This window comes from Pseudoalteromonas sp. J2K-J979 (genome assembly GCF_058169715.2).
Map to the genome: position 1 here is coordinate 805,675 of NZ_CM200282.1, position 23,906 is coordinate 829,580.

The window sequence follows — 23,906 nt, forward strand, 5'->3', positions numbered from 1 at the left end:
AGATAAACGTACTTTTATATTCCCAAATTGAGTTGTCCGAGCGTTTAACAAATAACCGAGTTTAAAAATCGGGGTTTTATTATCGTCAACTAGGGAAATTACATGTCTAATCAACAAAAAAAACAACCACGCTTTAATCGTTCATGTCTTGGCTTGGCCATCAGCAGCGCGTTACTCTGCTGCGCTGCAGCTGCCGAGCAAAATGCCCCCGCTGAAGAGGGCAAAAAATTACTCGATCTTGAAAAAATCATCGTCACCGGTACTACTCGTCGTGGCCAAACCAAACTTGAGTCATCAGTCTCCATTACAACCTTAGATGAAAAACAACTCGAACGAGAGCAACCCCTTGGCACTGCCGACTTACTCGAAGTCGTGCCTGGTTTTTGGGTCGAAGATTCCGGCGGTGAAACCAATAACAACGTTGCACCTCGCGGCCTACGCGGCGGTGAAGGGTTTCGGTATATTGGCGTAGAAGAGGATGGCTTGCCTGTCGTGTACGATGGAGTCTGGGTTGATTTTTACCAGCGCCAAGACATCACCATTCAAAATATGGAAGCGGTACGAGGCGGCACATCGGGTTTACTGACGGTCAATGGCCCAGCAGCTCTGGTCAACTTTATTACCCGTAAACCCGATGATATCGAAGAAGGCACACTTCGCGTATCGACTGCTGATTACGGCATGATCAAAACCGAACTGTTTTACGGCACGCCAATTAGCGACAATTGGAAAATGGCGGTCGGTGGTTTTTATCGTCATTCTGAAGGTGTGCGAGATACGGGCTTTACAGCTGATCATGGTGGCCAAGTCCGCCTGACCTTGGTGCGAGAATTTGAACAAGGCCAGTTAACGCTATCAGCCAAACACCTCAATGATCACACCACTTTTTATGTGCCAATTCCATTACAAGATCAACAAAATCCAACTGGGATCCCAGGAGTTGATCCACAAAGTGGCACTTTGATTGGCAACGACCAACGTTTATTAAGCTATCGCAAAGCGGATGGCAATTACGTAACACGCGACCTTAAAGATGGCCAGCATACCCAATTTTCAACCCTTGGTTTTAATTTAGATTGGGAGTTTAATGATAATTGGTTAATGAACGTCGCTGGGCGTTATTCAAAGTTTGATAACGACATGTACATATTGCTCAACTTTGATAATTCAACCTTAATGAATGCAAACGAGCGCTTAACACAACCCGATGTACAAGGCATGTTGAGCCGCTTTGCTGATGACGGTGCTGTGCGCGCTATGTATCGGTATGTGGGAGACGAGCAATTAATTAACGACCCAAGCCAACTTAATGGCAATGGCTTAGTGACAACGAGTTACCCATTATTTTCAAGCTACCAAGCAGAGCAGTTTGTAAATAAAGCCTCGTTCACTTACGAAGGCGAGCAAAACAACCTTACCTTTGGTTGGTTGTTTGCTTATGTTGATGCCGATACCCTACCTGTTGACAAATGGGAATCACAATTTTTAACTGAAGTACGTTCTAATGCCCGTCGCCTTGATATCGTTGCAGTCAATAACAGCGGTGAGGTTGTCGGCCAATTAACCGATAACGGTTCAACAGGTTATGCTCCGGGCTGGGGCCAAGCCACCGCATTTGGTACTTCAAGCTCACACTCCTTATTTATTAATGATGAATTTCAAGCCACCGATGATTTACGCCTTGATGCCGGTATTCGTATTGAATGGCTTAATTTGGATAGCACCGCATCAGGTACGCAATTTGCTGTGCCAATTTTGGGCGCGTTTAATCCCAATGGTGATGACAGCGATAACATCATGGCCAATAACTATGCCGATATGCCATCGAGTAAATTTTATAATCAAACCCGCAACGAAACCGAAGCCGCATGGACAGTCGGGTTTAACTACACCTTTAATAAAGACATGGCGATGTTTGGCCGTTATGCCGACGCCTTTGAAATGCCGCGCTTATTAAGCCATGGCCAAGGGATCCACAGCGGTAAAACGGCCGACTTTAGCGATGTGGTGAATTTGACCTTTAGCGAACTTGGCCTGCGTTATTCTGGTGATACCATTGGGACCTCTGCTACTTTATTTCGTACCAAGTTTAATGATTTAACCGAGCGTAACTTTACATCAAGTAACGGTGCAGTCGCCAATCAAACCATCGATACCATTACCGATGGCATCGAATTTGAAGCCGCATGGCACGCAACCGATGATTTAAAAATTGAGCTAACCGGTGTGGTACAAGATCCCAAAATGTCGGGCTTTGAAGGCGATTTTAAGCATTGGGAAAACAACCAAGTTAAACGCACCCCAAAAATGCAATTGCGCATCACCCCAACCTATTATTTTGATAACGGCGATGTGTATTTAACCATGCATCATTTAGGCGATCGTTTTTCTGATGGCGAAAATAAATTTGAATTGCCCGCCTATACCACATGGGATGCAGGGGTAAATTACCAATTTACCTCAGCCTTGCGCCTACATGTTAAAGCAGCAAACCTAACCGATGAAATTGGTTTAACAGAAGGCAATCCTCGTGCCATTAATGACCAACAAGCAGGTTATGAGTATTACTATGCTCGCCCCATTTTAGGGCGCACCATCAGTGCATCACTCACCTTTGATTTTTAACCTGTATCTTTAAAATTTGTTCAACTTCCCCTTGAACCTAACCAAAAACCCAACGTCTGCCAACGCTTGGGTTTTCTTTTTCTATTGGAGTTCTCGATGTACTGTAAAATTTTGACTGGCATTAGCCTATTAGCCTGTTCTTTTTGGCTGTTTGCCGCTCCTTTAATTACCATAGTGCCACAGCCGCAACACATCACGGTTTCAAGTGGTGTCTTTGCCTTCAATAACCAAACCACAATCAGTTATGACAGTGCAACAAGTCACGCCACTGCCACCCTGTTTTACCAAACCGTTGCCCCCATCACCGGTTACCAACAATCTCTAGTAAAGCGCTCAAAGGTGAGCAACAACCATATTCATTTTCAACTTGATAACAAACTTGATAACAAACTTGATGGTAGCCAAACCACACCAGAAAGCTATCAGTTAACTGTCACGCCACAACAGGTCGTGATCAGCGCCCCTGATAGCGCCGGACTGTTTTATGGCATGCAATCGTTATTACAATTACTTCCACCCGATATTTATGCCACACACCCCATTAATCAACGCAGTTGGGATATTCCTGCAATAGTGATTAACGACAGCCCACGCTTTAGCTATCGCGGAATGCACCTGGATGTTAGCCGTCATTTTTTTGATATTGCCTTCATTAAAAACTACATTGATTGGCTCGCCTTTCATAAACTCAACGTATTTCAGTGGCATTTAACCGATGACCAAGGCTGGCGCATCGAAATTAAGGCTTACCCTAAGCTCACTGAAGTTGGGTCAATCCGCAATCAAACAGTATTGGGCCACACCTATGACTACCAACCCATGTTTGATACCACAGCTGTAAAGGGGCTTTACACGCAAGCACAAATTAAAGAAGTCGTAGCTTATGCGGCAGCAAGGCATGTAATGGTCATTCCTGAAATCGACATTCCAGGCCACAGTACCGCCATTTTAGCTGCCTACCCAGAACTTGGTTGTAGCGGTGAGCGCCCTGAAGTTGAAGATAACTTTGGCATTTTTGAAGCCGTTTTATGCCCAACCGAGCAAACGTTTGCTTTTTTAGAGCAAGTTTATCAAGAAGTCGCAGCGCTTTTTCCTGCCCCTTATATTCATGTTGGGGGCGATGAAGTCATCAAAAAACAATGGCTCGAAAGCCCCTTTGTACAGCAACTAATGCAAGAGCAACAACTTACTAGCGCAGAGCAAGTACAAAGTTATTTTATTGGTCGAGTCAGCAAGATAGTGACTGCATTTGGCAAAAAAATGATCGGTTGGGATGAAATACTAGAAGGTGGCTTGGCCTCAAATGCCTTAGTCACCAGCTGGCGCGGTGAAGACGGTGGCATTGTGGCAGCAAACCTAGGCCATCAAGTGATTATGAGCCCTTACCAATTTGTTTATTTTGATGCTTACCAATCCCTGTCGCAATCTGAGCCAAAAGCAATTCATGGTTTAACCACCCTCAAAAACGTGTATTTATATGAGCCCATTCCTGCGGCACTGCCCGCATCACAGCATCATTTAGTATTAGGTGCACAAGGCGCACTGTGGACTGAGTACATCAAAACACCACAACAAGCCCAATACATGCTTTTTCCTCGTATTGCCGCTTTTGCAGAAGGGGTTTGGAGCCAACCTAAACAACGCAATTGGTCTATGTTCCTGCAAAAATTACCGCAATTATTTGCTCGCTATCAAGCGCAAAACATTCATTTATCACTCAGTCATTTAGTGCCAGACATTACCATTAAGCAAGTCAAGCCGGGGCAATCGCACTTAACAATTACTAGCCAAATTGATGGCCAAATTCTAGTTAAACTCGCCCATGAGACATTGGAGCATTTTTATAGTGAACCTGTGTTAGTTGACAGTTCAAAGCAGATTGTCAGTGTCAGTGCGCGACTATTTGAGCCTAGCTTGTCGCGCTATTCTTTGCCTGTACAAATCAGTTTTGCCCACCATAAAGCGGTTGGTAAATCCATCACCTTAACGCACCCAGCGCAAGAAAATGGGCAACAAAAACTCAACGATGGTCTTTTTGGTTTTGACCAGTTTTACCGAGCAGATAACTTCGCCATTTTTTATGATACCGACCTAGAGGCTATAATCGACCTTGACAATAAAACATCATTTCATCAAATAGTCATGGGCATTGATGCCGGCCGACATCGCCAATTACACCCCCCCATTGCAGTATCTGTGTGGGTATCGAATGACAAGCAACATTGGCAACAAGTAATACAATTAAAGGCAAGTGAAATAAATGGGCCCCTTCTTAGCTTAGAGGTAGGTAAACAGAGCGCACGTTATGTAAAAGTGCATGCTGTTAATGCCAAAAATAGTACCGATCCACAAATCCCAAAACTGCCACTTTATATTGACGAAATTGCGATTTTTTAGATGCTAATGATTGCAATAAACAAAGTCGGTTACACCTTAAATGAGCATGAAACTAACTGTGCACAAAGCACTACGACTTGGATAGTGCCATCTTAAGGTTAACCGATAAATGTCTCGGCTTTGGCTTCCTGCGTCGCTCTACCGCCTAAATCCATTTAGTCGTAGTACCCTGGTATTTCAAAGGAATGAAAAGCATTAGGCTTCGATAAGATAGCACTCAGTGAGCCTCTCTATGTGCTTGCATACTTTTATTAACGGCACGACGACTTGACAGCTAACCGACTGGCGAAGTAGATGAATTGATTTGGATTTGACCGCTTGCGCGGTCAAAAAGATTAATAATGCCTATTGACGAGAGCTCGGCTCATATGTGTTATAAGCAACTTACTGATAATCTGTAAGGTTCAAGTTTTCTTTTTTGCAAACATTAATTATTGCGTCACGTTGAGCCAATTTACGAAGATACCTAGATAAGTTATTAAACGATAAAGGTGGTTTTTTAAATTCATCAGCCCAAACAGCCAGCATAAATAAAAAATAATCACAGGCACTGATAGAGTTACCAATAAGAAAGTCTTTATTTTCAAGCTCACGATCTAGCAGTTCAAACATATCAGTTATTCTGTTTTCTTGTGCTTCTCTAATGCACTCAGCATTATTAGTATCTGTTGTATGTTTCTGAGGATAAAAGTAGACCATAAGTTCCGCCTGGACTGTATTTGTTAAGTACATCAGCCATTGAAAGAATAATGCTCGATTTTTATCTCCAATTTTGGGGATTAAATTTGAAGATGGATGTGATTCAGCTAAATGTACACATATAGCGGGACTCTCGAAAATAGCAAAACCATTATCGACTAAAGTTGGAATCCGACCAGCTGGGTTTAAAGCTAAATAGTCGGCTGATTTTTGTGCATTACTTTTTCGATCTACAGTAATTAATTCGAAATCTACTTTTAGCTCTTCGAGCATTAAGTGGGGAGCCATACTGGCATTTAATGGGAAATAATATAATTGGTACAACGAGCTCTCCTATCGATATTGCAACGCCAGCATAAAGGGCGCATAAATACTTGGCTAAAATTAAGAAAGCCAAGTGTTTTGCGTCCATTCCTTAATGCTCTTGTATGTGACGATTTTACTCTCAATTTCTTTAGCTGATGCCTCAATAGACATTCCTGAGTTATCTATCTGAAGTGTTTTCACATTTGGTATATCAACGGAGAAATTAAACCTTTTTAAATAATCATCAAGGTGTTCTTTTGATTGGATTTTATTTGTATTTTGGCGGCTGGTATTAATAACTCTTTGAACATGCTCATTGTAGTTGCATGTTAAGCGAATAAAGTTTGCATCAATATCAGACTTTTCCAGAAAGTCTATTAGACCTTCAATAAAATAATTACTGAAAGGATTAACATAGCAAAAGGTAAAAACAACACCTTTAGAGTTGTTTTCAAAAAGTGTTCGAAAAGCATCGAGGCAAATTTTTCGCTGATATGCCTCAAAGCCATCATTACCAAAACCGATAACAGCACATGCAACATCAAAAGCTAAATGCTGTGGAAAAATTTGCCAACCATTTCTTTTAGCAAGTTCACGCCCAACACTCTCTTTTCCGATCCCTGATGGGCCATATATCATTGTGAATTTCAATGAACTCTCCCTGAGTCACATAACATTTTAGTATTTATGCGACACGCTGTTTGTGTTGCATAATCGCTTGCTGGACTGAGGCGCTACCCAAAAGACCTGACACTTATAAATATTTCATTGATTTTAAATAATTTGTATTAAAAAACAATACAAAATCTATTTCAAAGGAAGTAATGGATTGAATAACGACTGCTTGAAAGACATATATCTGCGGTTTTATACCTGCAAAACCGCTGGTAAGTATTGAGTGAACATAAATTGACATGAAATATCCGATTTTCAGGCATGGTAAAACTAGGCTGATGCCTAGTTTGGCAGGATTGTTTTCGGGAAAGCATCTATCTGAAGTTGACCTCTACACTCTTATATTTAAGAGGCTGTCGTAACAATACTTATAAACATGCAGTTAAAGAATCACTTCAACAGCCTTGGCCACGGCGACTGAATTAACCCCATAGTTTCTATTTCATCAACTAAAGCAGCCATATTTTCATTATGCTGTGCGGCATGCCTAACAACAGTTAATAATTGAGTGTATTCTTCATGATAAATTTCAGGCGCTATTGCCGAAAGTTCACTCATGGATAAAGATAACAACTATTTTACTTGACTAGTACTTCTTTTACATGACATATATGGACACGACCCACTTTGATCCCACCAAGACGACTCAATACCTTGCTTTAGTAACTCTTTTTCAATGTATTTCATGGAAGTGCGGGTAAAAAGCAACGTACTGAAAAGCCAAGTAACCATAGGAGTCACAGCAAACAAAAAGACATAATCTTCAAGATTCATATTTAAATATACACTGGGGATTATTCCCATCCATTGTCAATAAAAAATGTTAAATCTAAACTTGGAATGATCCCTAAAATAAACAAAATACAAATTAATATTGCTAAACATCTATCGTATAAACGAACATGCTTTAAAATCATTTTATGTTCAAGCAATTGATACTTACCAGGCACCCCTTCAGCTACCAAGGTGATAAAACTTGAAACGCGTAACCCCCAACCTTTTTGATCCCACCAAGGTATATCAACCCCTTCTTTAAGCAACTTCGTCTCAATGTACTTCATTGAAGTCGTGTAAATAAAAGAGTGAAAAAAGCAGCGCTGATAGAACCTGTTGCACTTAATAAACAAGCAACAAAATTACGAAAATCCAAGCTCACCATTACATTTCATATAAAAAATAATGTAAACAAGCAAATAACATAAATAGAATAAAAGAGTAATGAACCACTTTTGCCAGTATGCGATCGTAAGGGCGAACTAGTTTTAGTATTTCTTCATCCGCAAGCACTTGGTGTTTATCGGGTTTACCACGCGCAATTAATGCAGCAAAAAGAACAATTCTAAAACCCCAACCTCTTTGATCCCACCAAGGTGACTCGATACCTTGCTTTAATAACGCTTTTTCAATGTATTTCATTGATGTGCGGGTAAAAAGCAACGTACTGAAAAGCCAAGTAATTGTAGGAAGTAGACCTAAAATAATTATCCATTCTTTAGAAAACATATTAAAACCAGTTTATTGAAGAACTTAAATCATACAAATAGTTTGCAGCAACTTTGCCAAATGAATCGCCTATTTTCCCTGCGGCATAACCCGCACCAATACCCACGCCGATTAAGATCACCCAACCAACGGGAGTGGCAGCTAATGCGATGCCCATTCCAGCTTTAACAGCAAAAGTACCAGCGGCTATTCCTGCCGCTGTACCTGCACCAAACCCTGTGGTTTCAACCACTGCTGTACGTTGCCAGTCTTTACCTGCTTGATAGTCTGTATAAACATTATCCATACGAATGCCTGCGTCCAGTGCGATAATGCCTTTACCAGCAATGTCTGACGCATGCTCTAATGCTTTTATACTGCGAATACCTGATAACGAAGTCAGCTCTAAGCGCGAAGTATTACGCGCCCCTTTCGCAATGTTAATACCACGATTTGGATTTGACCAAACATTACCACGCTTACGTGCTTTAACAGCCCCGCTAAAATTTTTCAGTTCACGGGCAAAATCTTTATTAAGTTCAACATGTGCTTGTTGCACCTTTCGCCCTAGTTGAATCAAAGTGGTTTTATTCGCCTTACTTTTTGCTGCATGATGAACCTCAATTAATGCCTTTTGATACTTGTAAATAGCTTGACCAAACTTACTTAAGCGGTGCTCTTTTGCATTCACTGCTGTTGCACCCGCACCCAGTGCGGTAAGGGAATCAACATGCCCTGCCGTCATTTCACGAGCAGTATTAATATAAGGCTGTATTTCACGCTCATAAACTTGTGCCACAGCATATAGCTGCTCGTCACCAAATCATATGAGCAACATTACGTTGTGTTTGTTGTGACCAATTAATCACAGTGTTTAACGCACAAGAAATATCAGGTCTCGCTGTGACCTTAGACGCTGCATTTGATTGGCTAATTACAAAAGGCGTGCCTGCAGGAATAAAGTTACCCATAATGTGTGGGTTATTTTTTCTAAATGCCCTAACTTGATTAATATCACTGGTATCAACGAGGATTTCTGCGCGGTGTTGATTACTAAAACACAGATCAAAAGCTTGGCTCATAAATAATTCCTTGTAAGTAGACAGTTCCATTAAGCGGCACAAGATAACACACAAGATTTAATAACTCAAAAAGATAGGCTTTTTAGAGTATTTATAACAGTGGATATGAGCGAATAAAATTACGAAAATCCAAGCTCACCATTACATTTCATATAAAACGTAATTAAGCATTGCAAAAACCATGCAAATAATAAAAGAATAATGAACCACTTTTGCCAGTATGCGATCGTAAGGGCGAACTAGTTTTAGTATTTCTTCATCCGCAAGCACTTGGTGTTTACTGGGTTTACCACGTGCAATTAATGCAGCAAAAAGCACAATTCGAAAGCCCCAACCTCTTTGATCCCACCAAGGTGACTCGATACCTTGCTTTAATAACGCTTTTTCAATGTATTTCATTGATGTGCGTGTAAAAAGCAAAGTACTTACCAACCATGCTATGGTAAATACACCAAAAAAGACAATGATGAGTGTCTCAGTATCCATTATTTAAAACCAGCTCCAAGAAGAGCTTGCATCATGCTGTTGCTCTGGTCGATTTATAATGAGTTCCATCTATTTTTAAACTCTCATATATTGAATTGGTTGGGGGATTAATTGTTTAAGGGCTATACAAAAAATAATACAAAAAGCCAAAAATCATAAACAAAATGAATGAATAATGAACCACTTTTGCCAGTATGCGATCGTAAGGGCGAACTAGTTTTAGTATTTCTTCATCCGCAAGCACTTGGGGTTTACTGGGTTTACTGGGTTTACCGCGCGCAATTAATGCAGCAAAAAGCACAATTCGAAAGCCCCACCCTCTTTGATCCCACCTAGGAGTACCGATACCTTGCTTTAATAACGCTTTTTCAATGTATTTCATGGAAGTGCGGGTAAAAAGCAACATACTGAAAAGCCAAGTAACCATAGGAGACACAGCAAACAAAAAGACATAATTTTCAAAATTCATATTTAAAACCAACTTATTGATTTACTTGTATCATATACGCTACCAGCAAAATTTTTCCCTAAGAAATCGCCCATTTTCCCTGCGGCATAACCAGCACCAATACCGACACCGATTAAAATCACCCAACCAACAGGGGTGGCAGCTAATGCGATGCCTATTCCAGCTTCAACAGCAAAAGTACCAGCGGCTATTCCAGCCATAGTTCCCAAACCAAACCCTGTGGTTTCAACCACTGCTGTACGTTGCCAGTCTTTACCTGCTTGATAGTCTGTATAAACATTATCCATACGAATGCCTGCGTCCAGTGCGATAATGCCTTTACCAGCAATGTCCGACGCATGCTCTAACGCTTTGATACTGCGAATACCTGATAACGAAGTCAGCTCTAAACGCGAAGTATTACGCGCCCCTTTCGCAATGTTAATACCACGATTTGGGTTTGACCAAACATTACCACGCTTACGTGCTTTAACAGCCCCGCTAAAATTTTTCAGTTCACGGGCAAAATCTTTATTAAGTTCAACATGTGCTTGTTGCACCTTTCGCCCTAGTTGGATCAAAGTGGTTTTATTCGCCTTACCTTTTGCTGCATGATGAACCTCAATTAATGCTTTTTGATACTTATAAATAGCTTGACCAAACTTACTTAATTTCTTTTCTTTTGCATTCACTGCTGTTGCACCCGCACCCAGTGCGGTAAGGGAATCAACATGCCCTGCCGTCATTTCACGAGCAGTATTAATATAAGGCTGTATTTCACGCTCATAAACTTGTGCCACAGCATATAGCTGCTCGTCACCAAACACTTGGTTCATATGAGCAACATTACGTTGTGTTTGTTGTGACCAATTAATCACAGTGTTTAACGCACAAGAAATATCAGGTCTCGCTGTGACCTTAGACGCTGCATTTGATTGGCTAATTACAAAAGGCGTGCCTGCAGGAATAAAGTTACCCATAATGTGTGGGTTATTTTTTCTAAATACCCTAACTTGATTAATATCACTGGTATCAACGGGGATTTCTGCGCGGTGTTGATTACTAAAACACAGATCAAAAGCTTGGCTCATAAATAATTCCTTGTAAGTAGACAGTTCCATTAAGCGGCACAAGATAACACACAAGATTTAATAACTCAAAAAGATAGGCTTTTTAGAGTATTTATAACAGTGGATATGAGCGAATAAAATTACGAAAATCCAAGCTCACCATTACATTTCATATAAAACGTAATTAAGCACTGCAAAAACCATGCAAATAATAAAAGAATAATGAACCACTTTAGCCAGTATGCGATCGTAAGGGCGCACGAGCTTTAGTATTTATTCATCCGCAAGCACTTGGTGTTTACTGGGTTTACCGCGCGCAATTAATGAAGCAAAAAGCACAATTCGAAAGCCCCACCCTCTTTGATCCCACCAAGGTGACTCGATACCTTGCTTTAATAATGCTTTTTCAATGTATTTCATGGAAGTGCGTGTAAAAAGCAACGTACTGAAAAGCCAAGTAACCATAGGGGTCACAGCAAACAAAAAGAAGTAATCATCAAAATTCATATTTAAATATACACTGGGGATTATTCCCATCCATTATCAATAAAAAATGTTAAATACAAACCTGGAATGATCCCTAAAATAAACAAAATACAAATTAATATTGCTAAATATCTATCGTATAAACGAACATGCTTTAAAATCATTTTATCTTCAAGCAATTGATACTTACTAGGCTTCCCTTTAGCTACCAAAGTGATAAAACTAGAAACGCGTAACCCCCAACCTTTTTGATCCCACCAAGGTATATCAACCCCTTCTTTAAGCAACTTCTTCTCAATGTACTTCATTGAAGTGCGTGTAAATAAAAGAGTGAAAAAAGCAGTGCTGATAGAGCCTGTTGCACTTAACAAACGAAGCACTTCTAACGTATTTTCAGCAAACATAAATTAAAACCAAATAGTTAATTTATTTGCGCATATGGGATACTTGCCAACTTTTTGCACCACCTTTCCCACACACTCCTAATTATCTGATATCAAATATAAATATCCACCAGGTAGCACTATAAGGGAAAAGGAACATATAACCATTTTTGCCAATATGCGATCGTAAGGGCGTACAAGTTTTAAAATTTCTTCATCCGCAAGTACTTGATGTTTAGCAGCCTTACCACGAGCGACCAAGGTAACCATCGTCGAAATACGAAAGCCCCAACCTCTTTGATCCCACCAAGGTGACTCGATACCTTGTTATAATAACGCTTTTTCAATGTATTTCATTGATGTTTGTGTAAATAATAAAGTTGCGGGTAACAATATAAGAACATTAATAATCATTATCAGCTTTAACAAAGCTAAATAACTAATACCTAACAACATTAAAATTTCAATCCTCTATCATAAATAGCCGAAGCAGTTTCCTTACCAGTCCAATCGAAAAATTTACCTGTGCCATACCCTGCAGCAATACCAGTGTCCATCTCATCACTCATAAATATCTCATTGATTTTAAATAATTTGTATTAAAAAACAATACAAAATCTATTTCAAAGGGAGTAATGGATTGAATAACGACTGCTTGAAAGACATATATATTGCGATTTTATACCAGCAAAACCGCTAGTGAGTATTGAGTAAATATAAATTGATATGAAATATCCGGTTTTCAGGCATAGTAAAACTAGGCCGATACCTCATTTACTTAAATACAGATTAAAGATTGTGACTAGCCAACCCCGCGATATCAACTTTGTTGATGTTGATGTTGATGTTGATGGGCGCATTGTCGAAGGGCGCTGGGTTGGCCTGCAAAGTTACTGTATTGCCGCCGGAAATTTTGTACGGTTTCAAGCCACACAGCAGTTTCTATTCCCAATTCGACCAGTATTTTAGGTTGAGTTTTACTGATAGCCCCGCGCTTTTTTGGGTCTATGTGTCGACCACTCCAATCAGCGAGTTCTAGCCTGTTAGTATAAAAGAGGCCAATAACTTAAAGGGAATGGTTTGATTGTTTTGGTTACTGCCAAAGGCCATCTGTTGCTTTGGTTGCTGGGTAGTGTGTTCGATGTTTTCTGATGTGGTCTGTTTTTTATAATGAACTATGCGCTCTTGAATTGATGTAAAGTCGCTACCTTGTAAGTTTTTCGCCATTTTGGCTCTGATTGGGTTTAAATCGACGTACATCATGCAACTGAGTACGGCTTGCTCGTCTTGTAAAGCTTAAGATTGCTCTTAATTTAAAAGGAAGCGCCCTTCCCAAAAATTCATCTAGAATGAATTTTAATGCCGCTAGGCAACCCGAAGGTGAGCGCCATGGAGGGCTGCGACTATAATCGGCCTGTGCAGTTATCTTCTTTATTGGCTTCTCTGGCAATGAACTCGTTAAGGTTACGCATATACCAACTGATGTCGTATAAACGATTTCGCCAAACTTCGACCGTTTTATCAACGCTGTACATATAGGCTTCATCGAGTTTTTCACCTTTACGCCTGCTATCCCTAAGAAAGGGTCAACTAAAATTGTGCCGTGATACAACTGATACCAGCGTTCTATCACTTCATCTTTTGACCAGTTTAATGCCCTACTTCTATCGACTCTATGCACCAAATGGTAATGATTCGACATCACCGCATAGGCCGCAATATCAATGGTAAAGACTTCATTCGCTGGATAAATTTAACAACTTAAATCGCTCAACCAGCCACGCACGCCGGTGTTCAAAGTTTTGACCGGAATACTTATCAAATCTCGCTAAAAATGCGCGGCGAACACAGCGACTAATACAGTGCTTTTGTTAAATGAGAATAGAAGGTGTGGAATCTAAATCAATTAACGAACGTCTTGCTTGTGCCATCTGAGCCACCAAAACAGGAAGTAATTAAAATTAGACCCACTATTGTGATTTTTCAATGAGATATTTGTGGGTGATGAGATGGACACTCCCAAAACGGCGTCTATGCGCCAAACTGGTAGTGCAACTCAGTTCATTTAGGAGCATCCATCATGAAGAGTTGTGATGGAAGCTTGTTATTCATCGCACTACTGGGGGGCGAGAATTAACGCAATTAGGCCATACCGTCCGCCTCATTCCTGCTCAACATGTGACGCCTTTTGTGCGAGGGAATAAAAATGACCGCAATGATGCTTTAGCCATTGTTGAAGCGAGTCAACGGCCTAACATTCAATGTGTGCCGATAAAAACGCAAGCGCAACAAGAAGTCATGGCGTTGCATCGTATTCGCGAACGATTAATTAAAAACAAAACCGCATTAACAAATCAAGCACATGGTTTATTAAGTGATTTTGGTATCATTTTCAGTCCAGGAGAGCGCTGCTTTTCTGTCATGGCGCATATCGTCGCTGCAAGTTCACAAGTGAGCCAAAATATAAAATCTCTGGTTGCCATGTTGCATGAAGAGTTTTTAGCGCTGAAAGCTAAGTTAAAAGTAATTGAAGCCAAATTAAAACAAAACTTAACGCAGTTTCCTCAAGCAGACATACTCCTCAGCGTACCTGGGATTGGTTACATCATCGCTTCAGCTTTAATTGCCTGCATTGATAAAGGGCAAGCATTTCAAAGTGCCAAAGATTTTGCTGTCTGGTTGGGCATAACACCGCGGCAGTATGCATCAGGGGCACATAGCTACATGGGAAAAATATCGAAACGAGGCAATCGTTATTTACGAAAGCAGCTCATTCATGGTGCCCGAGCGGTACTCAATCGCTATAAAAACGACCAAGATGCACTCAAAGTATGGGGCGAAACGGTCGCACATCGACGCGGTTTTAATAAAGCGGTGGTTGCAATCGCCCACAAACTTGTACGTATTGTCTGGCACTTGTTGCAAAAAGATGTGGTGTACCAACCTCAACCTATCAAGGCCTAACATGAAAATTTTATACGAACGCGTTATTTATAAATGGTTGCTTATTCAGCCATTACCAAAATAGCAATGGATTGTTCATACCCGTGTTAGCTAACAAATGTTGATGAGTAAACGGTTTTCCCGCTTGAAAACAACTAGGTTTAGACAAGGATTTATAATCCGTGTGGGTGTTTAGGTGTTTCAAGTACGGAGTTCATCAGAGGCCGGCGGGAGTTAACTCCCGCCACTCTTTTCTTGATAATCTGAGGAAAGAACAGAGCCTGTATATATGTCAGTGCTGATATTTTTTAATATCTATTAATTAGAAAACCACATGAGCAGATGTTAACGACCAAAAAGAATAAACAATTTATTTTGTATTTTTTACAAGATAAAAACTACTCATGCTTGCAAAGTGGGTCGTGTCCATATATGTCTAGTATTTTTAGTAATGCAATAAAATAAATCATTTAATTTCATAGATATAAGTGAGTTTTATTTTTAAAGGGTGCTGCATACATGTTAAAAGCAAAACTTTATCAGTCTCCAAATTGAATACTTTAAAATAGCAGGGTATGATCTGGGCTCACAAAAAGACTCAGAGACTTATATATTTTCAATTCAATAAGCGCTCAAATAACAATCATAAAAGGACGTTTATTATATGAATCGTATAATACTAATCTGCTGTTTTAGTTTACTTTCAGCCTGCGGAGGCGGCTCTGATAGTGCTCCCGACACATCACCTCAACAGCCAAGCACAGACCCATTAAGTCAATATATCAATGTAAAAGAAGCTTATACTGGAAACTCTGCACCCGCGGCGCTAAATAATGCAACATTAGGCCAAGTGTATGCATACATTGCCTTACTCGCACCAGAATTACTTCCCGATTATAACGATGACCATGGTAGTGTAGGGGCTACTTGTAGCGGTGGAGGCAATTTAAGCATTGCAGATGGCAGTTCTGATAACGAAAAACAAGTTAGCTTTAATAACTGCTCTGAAGATGGCATGCTCACAAATGGTAAAGCAACTATCAGAGCAAATAAATTTTCAGCAAATGGTGAACTCATTGATAGCACGATTATCTTTGAAAATATTCAAGTCAAAAGCTTATTAGACACAGATTTAATAAGTGAAAGAGTACTCAGTGGCACATCACAATTCAAAGAGCTGGGTGAGGATTGTGCAAAAACTGAAGAGCTCCATAACTTGTTATTTACCGACCCGCAAACTAAGCATCAACTGCTCTATTCTAATTTTAAAACCTACCGCGTTGGCGGTCCAAGTGGTTGGTGTAGCCATAATAATAGTTTTTATGTTAGAGGCGATATATACGACTCTGATTTAGGGTACTGGCAAGTTCGTACTACCGAGCTTTTTATGCTTGAAACCCTAGGCTCGGCACTTGAAGAACAAGGTAGCCTTACCATTAAAGGCGCGAACGACAGTTCTTCAACACTTGCGGTAGAGTTTTATAGTGAACAACGAGGTAATCTTACCTCAAACTACCCTTATTATCGAATAACGCATTTAAATGCATCTAACGCCACGGCAACACAAACAGAATACATTTTTTTACACGAATACTTTAATGCTTCAATGTTGTTTGACTTCGCTGATGACGATGGCGACGGGATGATAAATGGCTGGGAAGTCGCATTTGGATTTAACCCCTTAGATGCCACCGATGCAGCTCTCGATTTTGATGGTGATGGCTATAGCAACTTAGATGAGTATCACTATTGGGGTCACCCGACTAATATTAAAATTCTCCCTAAGATAGCAGATATCAGTATATCGCTCACTCATGAGCCTAAAAGTTATGGTGCGACTATTGAAGTAGATGCCTTAATATCAAGCAATGTTGATTCTAGCCAAACTGCGACTGCCAATGTTAACTACACAACTCAAGCACCCACTCAATTTGATAGCAAAACATACCAATCACATCGCCTTTGTACCTTATCAGAGGACCTTTTACAGCTATCTTGTCAAATTAATCATTTAAAACCGGGGGGTAGCCAAAACCATAAAGTGTATTTAACCGCAGACAAAAATAACACTTTGGCAGTTACCAGCTCGCTTTTAGCCAAAGTCACCTACTTAGGGCATGATTTTGATACCACAAATGATAATGCGACAATCGAGATAGCCAGGCTTCCCATTGATGCTCAATTTGGTTTTAACGTGCCTACAGATCAACTTAATATGGTAATGTTAGTGGGTAACCAAAAAGAAGCTGAATTTAGTTTTATACAAAAAGAAACAGCTTCAGGTACTATTGATCCGTTGAATCATTTTAAAGTTCAACTTCAACTGCCTGAATTTGCAACCTTATTATCAGCCCAGTGTTATGAACAAGCTACCTATACGTGGTATAACTGCTTGGAAAATGACCATCTGATTTTTACTGACAATAGTGGGTATAGTAATGCATATAATAAATTTAAATTAACCATTTCTGGTTATACTCAAGGTCAAGGGCATATCAGTTTTACAGCCAAAAGTGATACCACTAACGAGCAAGTGATTGGGTTTGCAAAATTTCCGCTAGTCGTAGGGCAGCCAACTCAAGGGATCCAGCAACAGATAGACACAGCCTCAAGCATGAGCACAATCACAGTACCAAATGGAATTTATTTGGGGCCGCTCGACTTAAGTAATAAGCAAATACAACTTCAAGCTGAATCACAAAACGCCACACTGTACTTCAATCCCGATGGCGACCCTTTTTTTAACGAAGCCACAATTAAACTTGGCCAAAGTAGCCAACTCATTGGTTTTACGTTGGCAAGCCACTACATTACGGTTGACGAAGGCCATTCGCAAATAAACAATAACCTGTTCGATGGAACACAATACCATTTACCTTCGACGACTATCATGAACAATAGCACACTGACTTTAGCGCAAAATCGCTTCATAGGTTCAGCTTTAGATACAGGGTATCTTTATGATTATATTCGCGACCGCTACCATTGCCCCTCTATTAAAACTAGCGATTATTATACAGATGCAAAAGCTACAACAATTAATGCAATAAATAATGTGTATTCAGGCAACTTACTAACCCACCCCGATATTTACTTCGCCTGCGATTTTATTCGTGCTTATCCTGAAGCTAAAATAACCATGAATAATAATACTTTTCAAGGTATTGGCAGAGTATTAGAGTTAGTCTATAGATCTGGTGTAACACCTCATTATGAGGTCAATATGACCAATAATATTATATCTAACTCAAGGTTTATTATAGAAAATGGCTCTTACAGTAGTACCTTAAAAGACTTCTCTGCCGCATCTACTTTTAACCTCCTTAACAACCTTATTTTTGACGTTGAGACTCCTTTTTTCAATATGCTGAATAAGCAAAAAGAGACAGGCAGTGTGCTTGCGGATCCACTCATTAATTATCTAGGTTATCAACAAGCTAACTCACCGAGTATCGATTCAGGTGCCGACATAACACTTTCTGTTGATATTAATGGAACTGAAAGACCTTTAGATGGTGATAATAACGGCTCTAAGTTGATTGATATTGGTGCGTTCGAGTTTCAAATAAACTAATGCTTATTGATTAAGTTTAATGATTATAATCGCGAGACTGATGTGATAGATAATAACGCATTACCTATCACAACCAGCTCCCTTAAATTAATACGCAGTTTTAAACTTGATAAACCGACATAAAAATCAACAGATGTGCAGAGCGAAACAGCACTTTAAATTTTTCATTTATAGAATAACGGGGTTATAGAACAACGGCGAAACCAATATCAGGACAGATCTTACATTGTACAGTCCTAGGCACAAAACCACCCTCCCCTGTAGCACATGCATTTCTAACGCTCATCCATAATAGAAAAAAAAGGAGTCAAACATTGGCTCCACATAACCAATTCAAAGCATACCCATTAGTATAGATACCTTGTCGCGACGTAAAGTCGCTGCTACAAAACAACCTCAATTTACTCTGAGGTAAAGGTTCATTGTCTGCCCATGCCCGCGCGACAATGGTGTCAATTTGAAAAGCAACTCCTAAATTCACACCGTTGCCAATTCCCCCGTGATCACGCCCTAAAAATAATCGATTGATGAGTCATGTATTTCATGGATGAAATACAAGGTGAAGCTTGGCCATGGATGGCCTATCTTCGCCGTTGGCGTTCACATCAATTGATTATTTGTAGGATTAAGCGTGATGTCAGGGCGCTGGGTGAGTCCAGAGAGGGGTCAGCGCCAGCCCCTCTTTGGCTGCCGTCGCCAGCGCGACAACAATGCCAATTTGAAAAGCAGATCTTTGATTATTAAAGCGAATGTTGATTTAACAACAACGAATGCTTTGCTGAGGCTGTTGGACTAACGCCCAACCTACACTTTACACATCAAACAAGTCGAGATGTAAAATCTTTTCTACTTAACACGCCACACCGATGCCTGCACGGCAACGGTGTAACTTGAAAGCCAATTACCAGTTATATTGCAGCGTCATCGCTAAGTTGCGCGGTTTGCCTGGAAAGTACCGATCGCCGCTAAAGCTGGTGTAATCAGCACGGTCGGCATAAGCGGTATCGGTCAGGTTGTTAATACGCAATCCGATATTTAGCGCAGCAGTGGGTTGCCAATTGGCGCGCACATTCAGTAATTGGTGCCCCTCGTACTGATGGCGATTTTCAGCATCGGTGAAATAACGGCTAACATGATGCCACTCCAAAGAGGTATTAATGGAGTCGCTGGGTTGCCAATTGAGCTGCACATTGGCGATATTACGCGGTGCGGTGTCCATTGTATTGCCTTTGATATTAATCTCACCCAGCTGTTGGTCAGACTCATAGTGGTGTTTGGCATGTGTGCCAGCAACGCGTAGTCGCCACTGTGGATTAATCGAATAATCAAACTCAAGTTCAATCCCTCGATGAGATGACTGACCATCACTAATAGTGAAAAAGTCGCTGTCGCGGAATATCACGTTGTCTTTATCCATCGCATACGCAGAGAATACATAATTTAAAGGGCGCTCCCCACGATTGATCACCCCTTTGAAGCCTAATTCGAAGTTATCGGCGCGTTCGACCGCTAAATCTGCCACAGTTTGTTGTCGTTGCAGTTGATAGAGTTCTGCAGCTTGCGGTGCGCGATAGCCCTGTGACAAGTTGCCATACAGCACGTGGTTATCGCCAAGAGCCATGTTGAGCCCTAATTTTGGCGACCAGGTGCTAAAACTGTTTTCAGTACTTGGGGGGCGACTATAACGGCAGCCTCCCATAGCGCACGGTGTGCCATCATCACGGTTGCGCCCTGCTTGCATATTGTTATCGTAATCATAATTTAAGTGCTCATAGCGCGCTCCGGCTTTGATGCTCAGTGCTTGCCATTGCCAATGTAAATTAAAAAAGGGCGCATAGACGGTACTGCTTACATCATAATCATAATGTTTACCTTGCGGTACTGTGGCCACTAAAAACGCCGAGCCTTGTGTTGGATTTTGCTGGTATTGCAACATGCTGGCTTGGGTGTATTCACTATCGAAACCGAGCTCAACTTGCATGGTTTCAAGCCCTTGATAACGCCATAATGATTGTATCCCCGCCCCGGTTTGGGCGTTTTCTTCAAGGGGAGTACCGGGCAAAAAGTGCTTAAAAAAGGTCATTTTTTGGTCCCGAAAATACGGGGTGAATACGAATGTGCTGCGCTCGTCTTGCCTCGTAAATTGCGACCAAGCCCGCAGCGCCTGTGCTTTACGAAACGCATCAGGGTAAACATTGCTTTGTGCTATGTCTGGGTATTTATAACTTTCAAATCCTTCAATAAAGCCTGCGGTTTGTTGATCAAGATGAGTAAATGTCAGCCCCGACATCACCGAGCTCTCATCAGTTTCAAGGCGATATCTGAGGCTCAGTTTTTCTTGTTCGACACTTTCATCGTTGCGGTAACCGTTATCGCGTGTCACACTGGTACTGATACCAAGCCCTGAGTCACCCATGTCATAGCCCTGTTGAATCTTAGCCCGTTTATAACCAAACGAACCTAAATCAAGCCCTGCAAAGCCGCGATCTTGTGTGCTGTCGGGTGTGATGACATTAATGACCCCATGCACGGCATTCGAGCCATACAAGGCAGAGCCCGGCCCTTTGAGTACTTCAATGCGCTCGGCCATTTCGGTATGCGCTTCAAAGAGTTCGTTAATATTACAAAATCCTGCTGCACGAAGAGCAATGCCATCTTCGGCAGTTAAAATTCCGCCACACGCCCCCGCCCCGGAAAGAACTGGAGAGCGCAATGCAGGTAAATATTCTTGGCCATTACCGTGTTGAACATTCGCCCCAGCTACTTGTTTCAGTACCTGTTCAATATGAGTAGGGGCAATTAACGTAAGCTGATGTTGTGACACAGTGCTGATCACAAAAGGCAACGCTGTGGCCATGCCCACACTGCGGGTCGCAGTCGTCGTGATACGTTCGATATCTGCTAATTCATCAGCCATCACAGCCGTGGGAGTGAATGCCAAACAAACAAGTAAAGAAACGCGGCGCAGTGTCATAAGGTGTCCAATAAAAATAAGGCGAACTGAACCGTTATACTAATGACTTTTAACGTACAGCTCAGCCAATCGCGATAAACTACCGATAAATACGATAAATGCAAAAAAGCCCTGCTGAATTAACCACAGGGCTTTGGACAAGTAACTGTTTTAATGAAAAATTAAAGCGCTTTAAAGCGAATAGCAGTACCGCCACTGGAGGCTAGTTTTAGCGTTAATGTGTCTTTGGCCGTAACAATACGTTTTTCGATTACTAAATCGTAAGGGTTATTTTTCCACTCAGCCTGATCGCCATCGCGGTATATTTGTGCTTCGTACTGGCGCTTGGCATCTAAAAAGTCGAGTTTAACGCTAATGTCGCGCGCGTGTTCATCGCTAACCGCACCTAAAAACCAATCATCCCCATTATAGCGTGGTGTCGCTTTTGCTTGGCGAGCAAACACTACGTAATCGCCAACTTCACCAGCCAACGCTATGCTTTGTTGCCAATCGGTCGGCACATCTTGAATAAACTGAAACGCCTCGGGTTTGGCTAGGTAATTTTTGGGTAAATCAGCCGCCATTTGAATTGGGCTGTAGAGCACCACATACAAGGCTAACTGTTTGGCTAGGGTTGTTTGTGGGCGATTAGTTTTATCGCCTAAGCCATTAAAGCCCATATCAAAAATACCCGGGGTAAAGTCCATCGGACCTGCCAACATACGGGTGAATGCCAACATCGGTACATGCTCTGGTGGATTAGGCGGTGTACCCCACGCATTAAATTCTTGGCCTCGTGCGCCTTCACGGCTGATCCAATTTGGATAAGTGCGGCGTAGCCCCGTGTCTTTTATCGGTTCATGAGTGTTGATGCTCAGTTTATGTTTAGCCGCTAATTCAACGTTATACAGGTATTCATTTACCATAAACTGGCCATCGTGCCACTCTTTACGAGCAATACCTTGCTCGTCAATGCGTTTGATATTACCGCCATCGGCGACATATCCGGTTTTAATTTGCTCGACTCCTGTTTGGTTGTATAGCGCGAAAGCGGCGGGCATCTGGTCTCGATAGTTAGTCACACTCCCGGATGTTTCGTGATGGCCAATTAACTTCACCCCCAGCTTTTTTCCGTAATCACTCACTGTATTGATATCAAAATCAGGATAAGCTTGGTCAAACTTAAAGACGTCGCCGTTAAAAAACCAGTCGCCATCCCAGCCGATATTCCATCCTTCTACAAGCACGCCATCAAAGCCATATTTTGCGGCAAAGTCCATATATTCAAGGGTATTTTTAGTCGTGGCACCGTGTTTGTCGCCACTGCCCCAGGTTTGTTCATTAATGTGCATGCCCCACCAAATCCCAACGTATTTACCTGGGTTAACCCACGACACATCACCCAGTTTATTCGGCTCATTCAGGTTGAGAATTAAATGAGAATTCAGCAGGCCTGTTGCTTGTTTGGCCACTTGAATGGTGCGCCAAGGTGTTGTGAAGCCACCTTGTTTTTTTACTTTAATGCCATCAGACCAAGGCGTTAAATCGGCCTTAAACGTACCCGGACGACGCTGATTGAGAGTCATCGCCGCATAATCGACCAGCGCCGCTTCATGAATGCTGACATGGACATTATTTTTGGTTTTAAAAGTAAACGGGGTATGAACATGGGCTGCTTGTTCAAGTGGCGTGGTCTGATACACATATTCATAACGGTTCCAGCCCCGTGCGGGGATCCACCATGCAGTACTTTGGTTGGCATTAGCAATGGCAAATTCTGTCAGCTCATCTGTTATCTCACTGCGCTCAAAGCCTTTTTGTGCGGGTACTTCATAGCGAAAGCCAATGCCATCATTGAAGACTTTAAAGGTGACAGCATAACGACCGTACTGGTTATCGTCACTTTGGAGCATCAACGTCAAGGCATTATGATGATCACGAATATTTTGCTGCTCTCCCCAGGGCTGTTGCCATGTAGTGTCTTGTTCTGTTCGGCTCACTTTGTTGATTTTAAACCCTTCAGCAAACGCTGCTTGATGTTTAAATGCCATGCCTAAATTAGAAGGCGCAATAATAATTTGGCCAGCTAAAGATACTTGATACTGCACAAGCGCATGATCGTCGTTGATGCTGACAGCCAATTGACCATCAGGCGAACTAACTGTCACAGTCTGAGCCTGCGAGGCAGCACTCAAACCTAATAACGCTAAGCTAATTAGTCGCATTGTAAAATTCTTATTTTATGAGAGGGACTTCAGATTACCTTGAGTTGCAAAAAAAACAGACGTCTTGCATAC

Annotated in this window: 18 protein-coding genes and 2 pseudogenes; 5 read left to right on the forward strand and 15 right to left on the reverse strand. The window is 41.3% G+C overall.

The genetic code is table 11. From position 1 onward, the window contains the following. Positions 1-102 precede the first annotated feature (102 nt). Together AC3KVK_RS20010 and AC3KVK_RS20015 are read left to right on the forward strand one after the other, a co-directional pair. Positions 103-2,625 (forward strand): TonB-dependent receptor, encoded by a 2,523-nt coding sequence (locus AC3KVK_RS20010; protein WP_490310617.1) that lies wholly within the window; start codon positions 103-105, stop codon positions 2,623-2,625. Between the two features lie 96 nt (positions 2,626-2,721). Further along, the gene (locus AC3KVK_RS20015; protein WP_490310616.1) at positions 2,722-5,022 is read left to right on the forward strand and encodes a beta-N-acetylhexosaminidase; all 2,301 of its coding nucleotides are present in this window, start codon (positions 2,722-2,724) and stop codon (positions 5,020-5,022) included. Positions 5,023-5,406: 384 nt separating this feature from the next. Here the strand turns inward: AC3KVK_RS20015 and AC3KVK_RS20020 are convergent, their stop codons facing one another. The 13 genes and pseudogenes from AC3KVK_RS20020 to AC3KVK_RS20080 all read right to left on the reverse strand — a co-directional run bounded on the left by AC3KVK_RS20020 (position 5,407) and on the right by AC3KVK_RS20080 (position 13,998). Further along, entirely contained in the window at positions 5,407-6,045 is a 639-nt protein-coding gene (locus AC3KVK_RS20020) for a glutathione S-transferase family protein (RefSeq protein ID WP_490310615.1), read from the reverse strand. Positions 6,046-6,105: 60 nt separating this feature from the next. After that, the gene (locus AC3KVK_RS20025) at positions 6,106-6,678 is read right to left on the reverse strand and encodes an AAA family ATPase (protein WP_490310614.1); all 573 of its coding nucleotides are present in this window, start codon (positions 6,676-6,678) and stop codon (positions 6,106-6,108) included. 414 nt (positions 6,679-7,092) lie between these two features. Further along, entirely contained in the window at positions 7,093-7,260 is a 168-nt protein-coding gene (locus tag AC3KVK_RS20030; protein WP_490310613.1) for a hypothetical protein, read from the reverse strand. A 236-nt stretch (positions 7,261-7,496) separates the two neighbouring features. Next, the gene (locus AC3KVK_RS20035; RefSeq protein WP_490310612.1) at positions 7,497-7,763 is read right to left on the reverse strand and encodes a hypothetical protein; all 267 of its coding nucleotides are present in this window, start codon (positions 7,761-7,763) and stop codon (positions 7,497-7,499) included. Between the two features lie 97 nt (positions 7,764-7,860). After that, positions 7,861-8,205 carry a hypothetical protein gene (locus AC3KVK_RS20040; RefSeq protein ID WP_490310611.1) on the reverse strand — a complete coding sequence of 115 codons (345 nt, stop codon included), beginning with the start codon at positions 8,203-8,205 and terminating at the stop codon, positions 7,861-7,863. 1 nt (position 8,206) lies between these two features. Then, a complete protein-coding gene (locus AC3KVK_RS20045) occupies positions 8,207-8,983 on the reverse strand; it encodes a hypothetical protein (RefSeq protein WP_490310610.1) in 777 nt (258 codons plus the stop codon). 16 nt (positions 8,984-8,999) lie between these two features. Continuing rightward, on the reverse strand, positions 9,000-9,266 hold the full coding sequence (locus tag AC3KVK_RS20050; RefSeq protein ID WP_490310609.1) for a hypothetical protein: 267 nt from the start codon (positions 9,264-9,266) through the stop codon (positions 9,000-9,002). Positions 9,267-9,407: 141 nt separating this feature from the next. Then, positions 9,408-9,752: a hypothetical protein gene (locus tag AC3KVK_RS20055; protein WP_490310608.1), complete on the reverse strand. Its 345-nt coding sequence runs from the start codon at positions 9,750-9,752 to the stop codon at positions 9,408-9,410. A 115-nt stretch (positions 9,753-9,867) separates the two neighbouring features. Beyond that, entirely contained in the window at positions 9,868-10,221 is a 354-nt protein-coding gene (locus tag AC3KVK_RS20060) for a hypothetical protein (protein ID WP_490310607.1), read from the reverse strand. Positions 10,222-10,223: 2 nt separating this feature from the next. After that, complete coding sequence (locus tag AC3KVK_RS20065; RefSeq protein ID WP_490310606.1) at positions 10,224-11,291, reverse strand: hypothetical protein; 1,068 nt, start codon at positions 11,289-11,291, stop codon at positions 10,224-10,226. Between the two features lie 252 nt (positions 11,292-11,543). After that, positions 11,544-11,690: a hypothetical protein gene (locus AC3KVK_RS20070; RefSeq protein WP_490310605.1), complete on the reverse strand. Its 147-nt coding sequence runs from the start codon at positions 11,688-11,690 to the stop codon at positions 11,544-11,546. A gap of 107 nt (positions 11,691-11,797) precedes the next feature. Continuing rightward, a complete protein-coding gene (locus tag AC3KVK_RS20075) occupies positions 11,798-12,160 on the reverse strand; it encodes a hypothetical protein (RefSeq protein ID WP_490310604.1) in 363 nt (120 codons plus the stop codon). 799 nt (positions 12,161-12,959) lie between these two features. Continuing rightward, positions 12,960-13,998: pseudogene (locus AC3KVK_RS20080) on the reverse strand (alpha-amylase family glycosyl hydrolase). Positions 13,999-14,226: 228 nt separating this feature from the next. Here AC3KVK_RS20080 and AC3KVK_RS20085 point away from each other — a divergent pair. The 3 genes and pseudogenes from AC3KVK_RS20085 to AC3KVK_RS20095 form a co-directional block, all read left to right on the forward strand. Next, positions 14,227-15,103 (forward strand): annotated as a pseudogene (locus tag AC3KVK_RS20085) (IS110 family RNA-guided transposase); the annotation flags it as partial. 643 nt (positions 15,104-15,746) lie between these two features. Continuing rightward, a complete protein-coding gene (locus AC3KVK_RS20090) occupies positions 15,747-18,656 on the forward strand; it encodes a choice-of-anchor Q domain-containing protein (RefSeq protein ID WP_490310603.1) in 2,910 nt (969 codons plus the stop codon). Positions 18,657-19,199: 543 nt separating this feature from the next. Continuing rightward, entirely contained in the window at positions 19,200-19,400 is a 201-nt protein-coding gene (locus tag AC3KVK_RS20095) for a hypothetical protein (protein ID WP_490310602.1), read from the forward strand. 157 nt (positions 19,401-19,557) lie between these two features. Here the strand turns inward: AC3KVK_RS20095 and AC3KVK_RS20100 are convergent, their stop codons facing one another. Further along, positions 19,558-21,630: a TonB-dependent receptor gene (locus AC3KVK_RS20100; RefSeq protein WP_490310601.1), complete on the reverse strand. Its 2,073-nt coding sequence runs from the start codon at positions 21,628-21,630 to the stop codon at positions 19,558-19,560. Between the two features lie 161 nt (positions 21,631-21,791). Further along, a complete protein-coding gene (locus AC3KVK_RS20105) occupies positions 21,792-23,834 on the reverse strand; it encodes a glycoside hydrolase family 97 protein (protein ID WP_490310600.1) in 2,043 nt (680 codons plus the stop codon). Positions 23,835-23,906 lie beyond the last annotated feature (72 nt).

What these genes read in the sequence shown, in the direction of transcription:
- AC3KVK_RS20095 (WP_490310602.1), top strand. Translation starts at nt 19,200, where the DNA reads ATGGATGAAATACAAGGTGAAGCTTGGCCATGGATGGCCTATCTTCGC.
- AC3KVK_RS20090 (WP_490310603.1), top strand. Translation starts at nt 15,747, where the DNA reads ATGAATCGTATAATACTAATCTGCTGTTTTAGTTTACTTTCAGCCTGC.
- AC3KVK_RS20065 (WP_490310606.1), bottom strand. Translation starts at nt 11,291, where the DNA reads ATGAGCCAAGCTTTTGATCTGTGTTTTAGTAATCAACACCGCGCAGAA.
- AC3KVK_RS20055 (WP_490310608.1), bottom strand. Translation starts at nt 9,752, where the DNA reads ATGGATACTGAGACACTCATCATTGTCTTTTTTGGTGTATTTACCATA.
- AC3KVK_RS20100 (WP_490310601.1), bottom strand. Translation starts at nt 21,630, where the DNA reads ATGACACTGCGCCGCGTTTCTTTACTTGTTTGTTTGGCATTCACTCCC.
- AC3KVK_RS20010 (WP_490310617.1), top strand. Translation starts at nt 103, where the DNA reads ATGTCTAATCAACAAAAAAAACAACCACGCTTTAATCGTTCATGTCTT.
- AC3KVK_RS20075 (WP_490310604.1), bottom strand. Translation starts at nt 12,160, where the DNA reads ATGTTTGCTGAAAATACGTTAGAAGTGCTTCGTTTGTTAAGTGCAACA.
- AC3KVK_RS20030 (WP_490310613.1), bottom strand. Translation starts at nt 7,260, where the DNA reads ATGAGTGAACTTTCGGCAATAGCGCCTGAAATTTATCATGAAGAATAC.
- AC3KVK_RS20070 (WP_490310605.1), bottom strand. Translation starts at nt 11,690, where the DNA reads ATGAAATACATTGAAAAAGCATTATTAAAGCAAGGTATCGAGTCACCT.
- AC3KVK_RS20040 (WP_490310611.1), bottom strand. Translation starts at nt 8,205, where the DNA reads ATGTTTTCTAAAGAATGGATAATTATTTTAGGTCTACTTCCTACAATT.
- AC3KVK_RS20035 (WP_490310612.1), bottom strand. Translation starts at nt 7,763, where the DNA reads ATGAAGTACATTGAGACGAAGTTGCTTAAAGAAGGGGTTGATATACCT.
- AC3KVK_RS20015 (WP_490310616.1), top strand. Translation starts at nt 2,722, where the DNA reads ATGTACTGTAAAATTTTGACTGGCATTAGCCTATTAGCCTGTTCTTTT.
- AC3KVK_RS20105 (WP_490310600.1), bottom strand. Translation starts at nt 23,834, where the DNA reads ATGCGACTAATTAGCTTAGCGTTATTAGGTTTGAGTGCTGCCTCGCAG.
- AC3KVK_RS20060 (WP_490310607.1), bottom strand. Translation starts at nt 10,221, where the DNA reads ATGAATTTTGAAAATTATGTCTTTTTGTTTGCTGTGTCTCCTATGGTT.
- AC3KVK_RS20050 (WP_490310609.1), bottom strand. Translation starts at nt 9,266, where the DNA reads ATGAGCCAAGCTTTTGATCTGTGTTTTAGTAATCAACACCGCGCAGAA.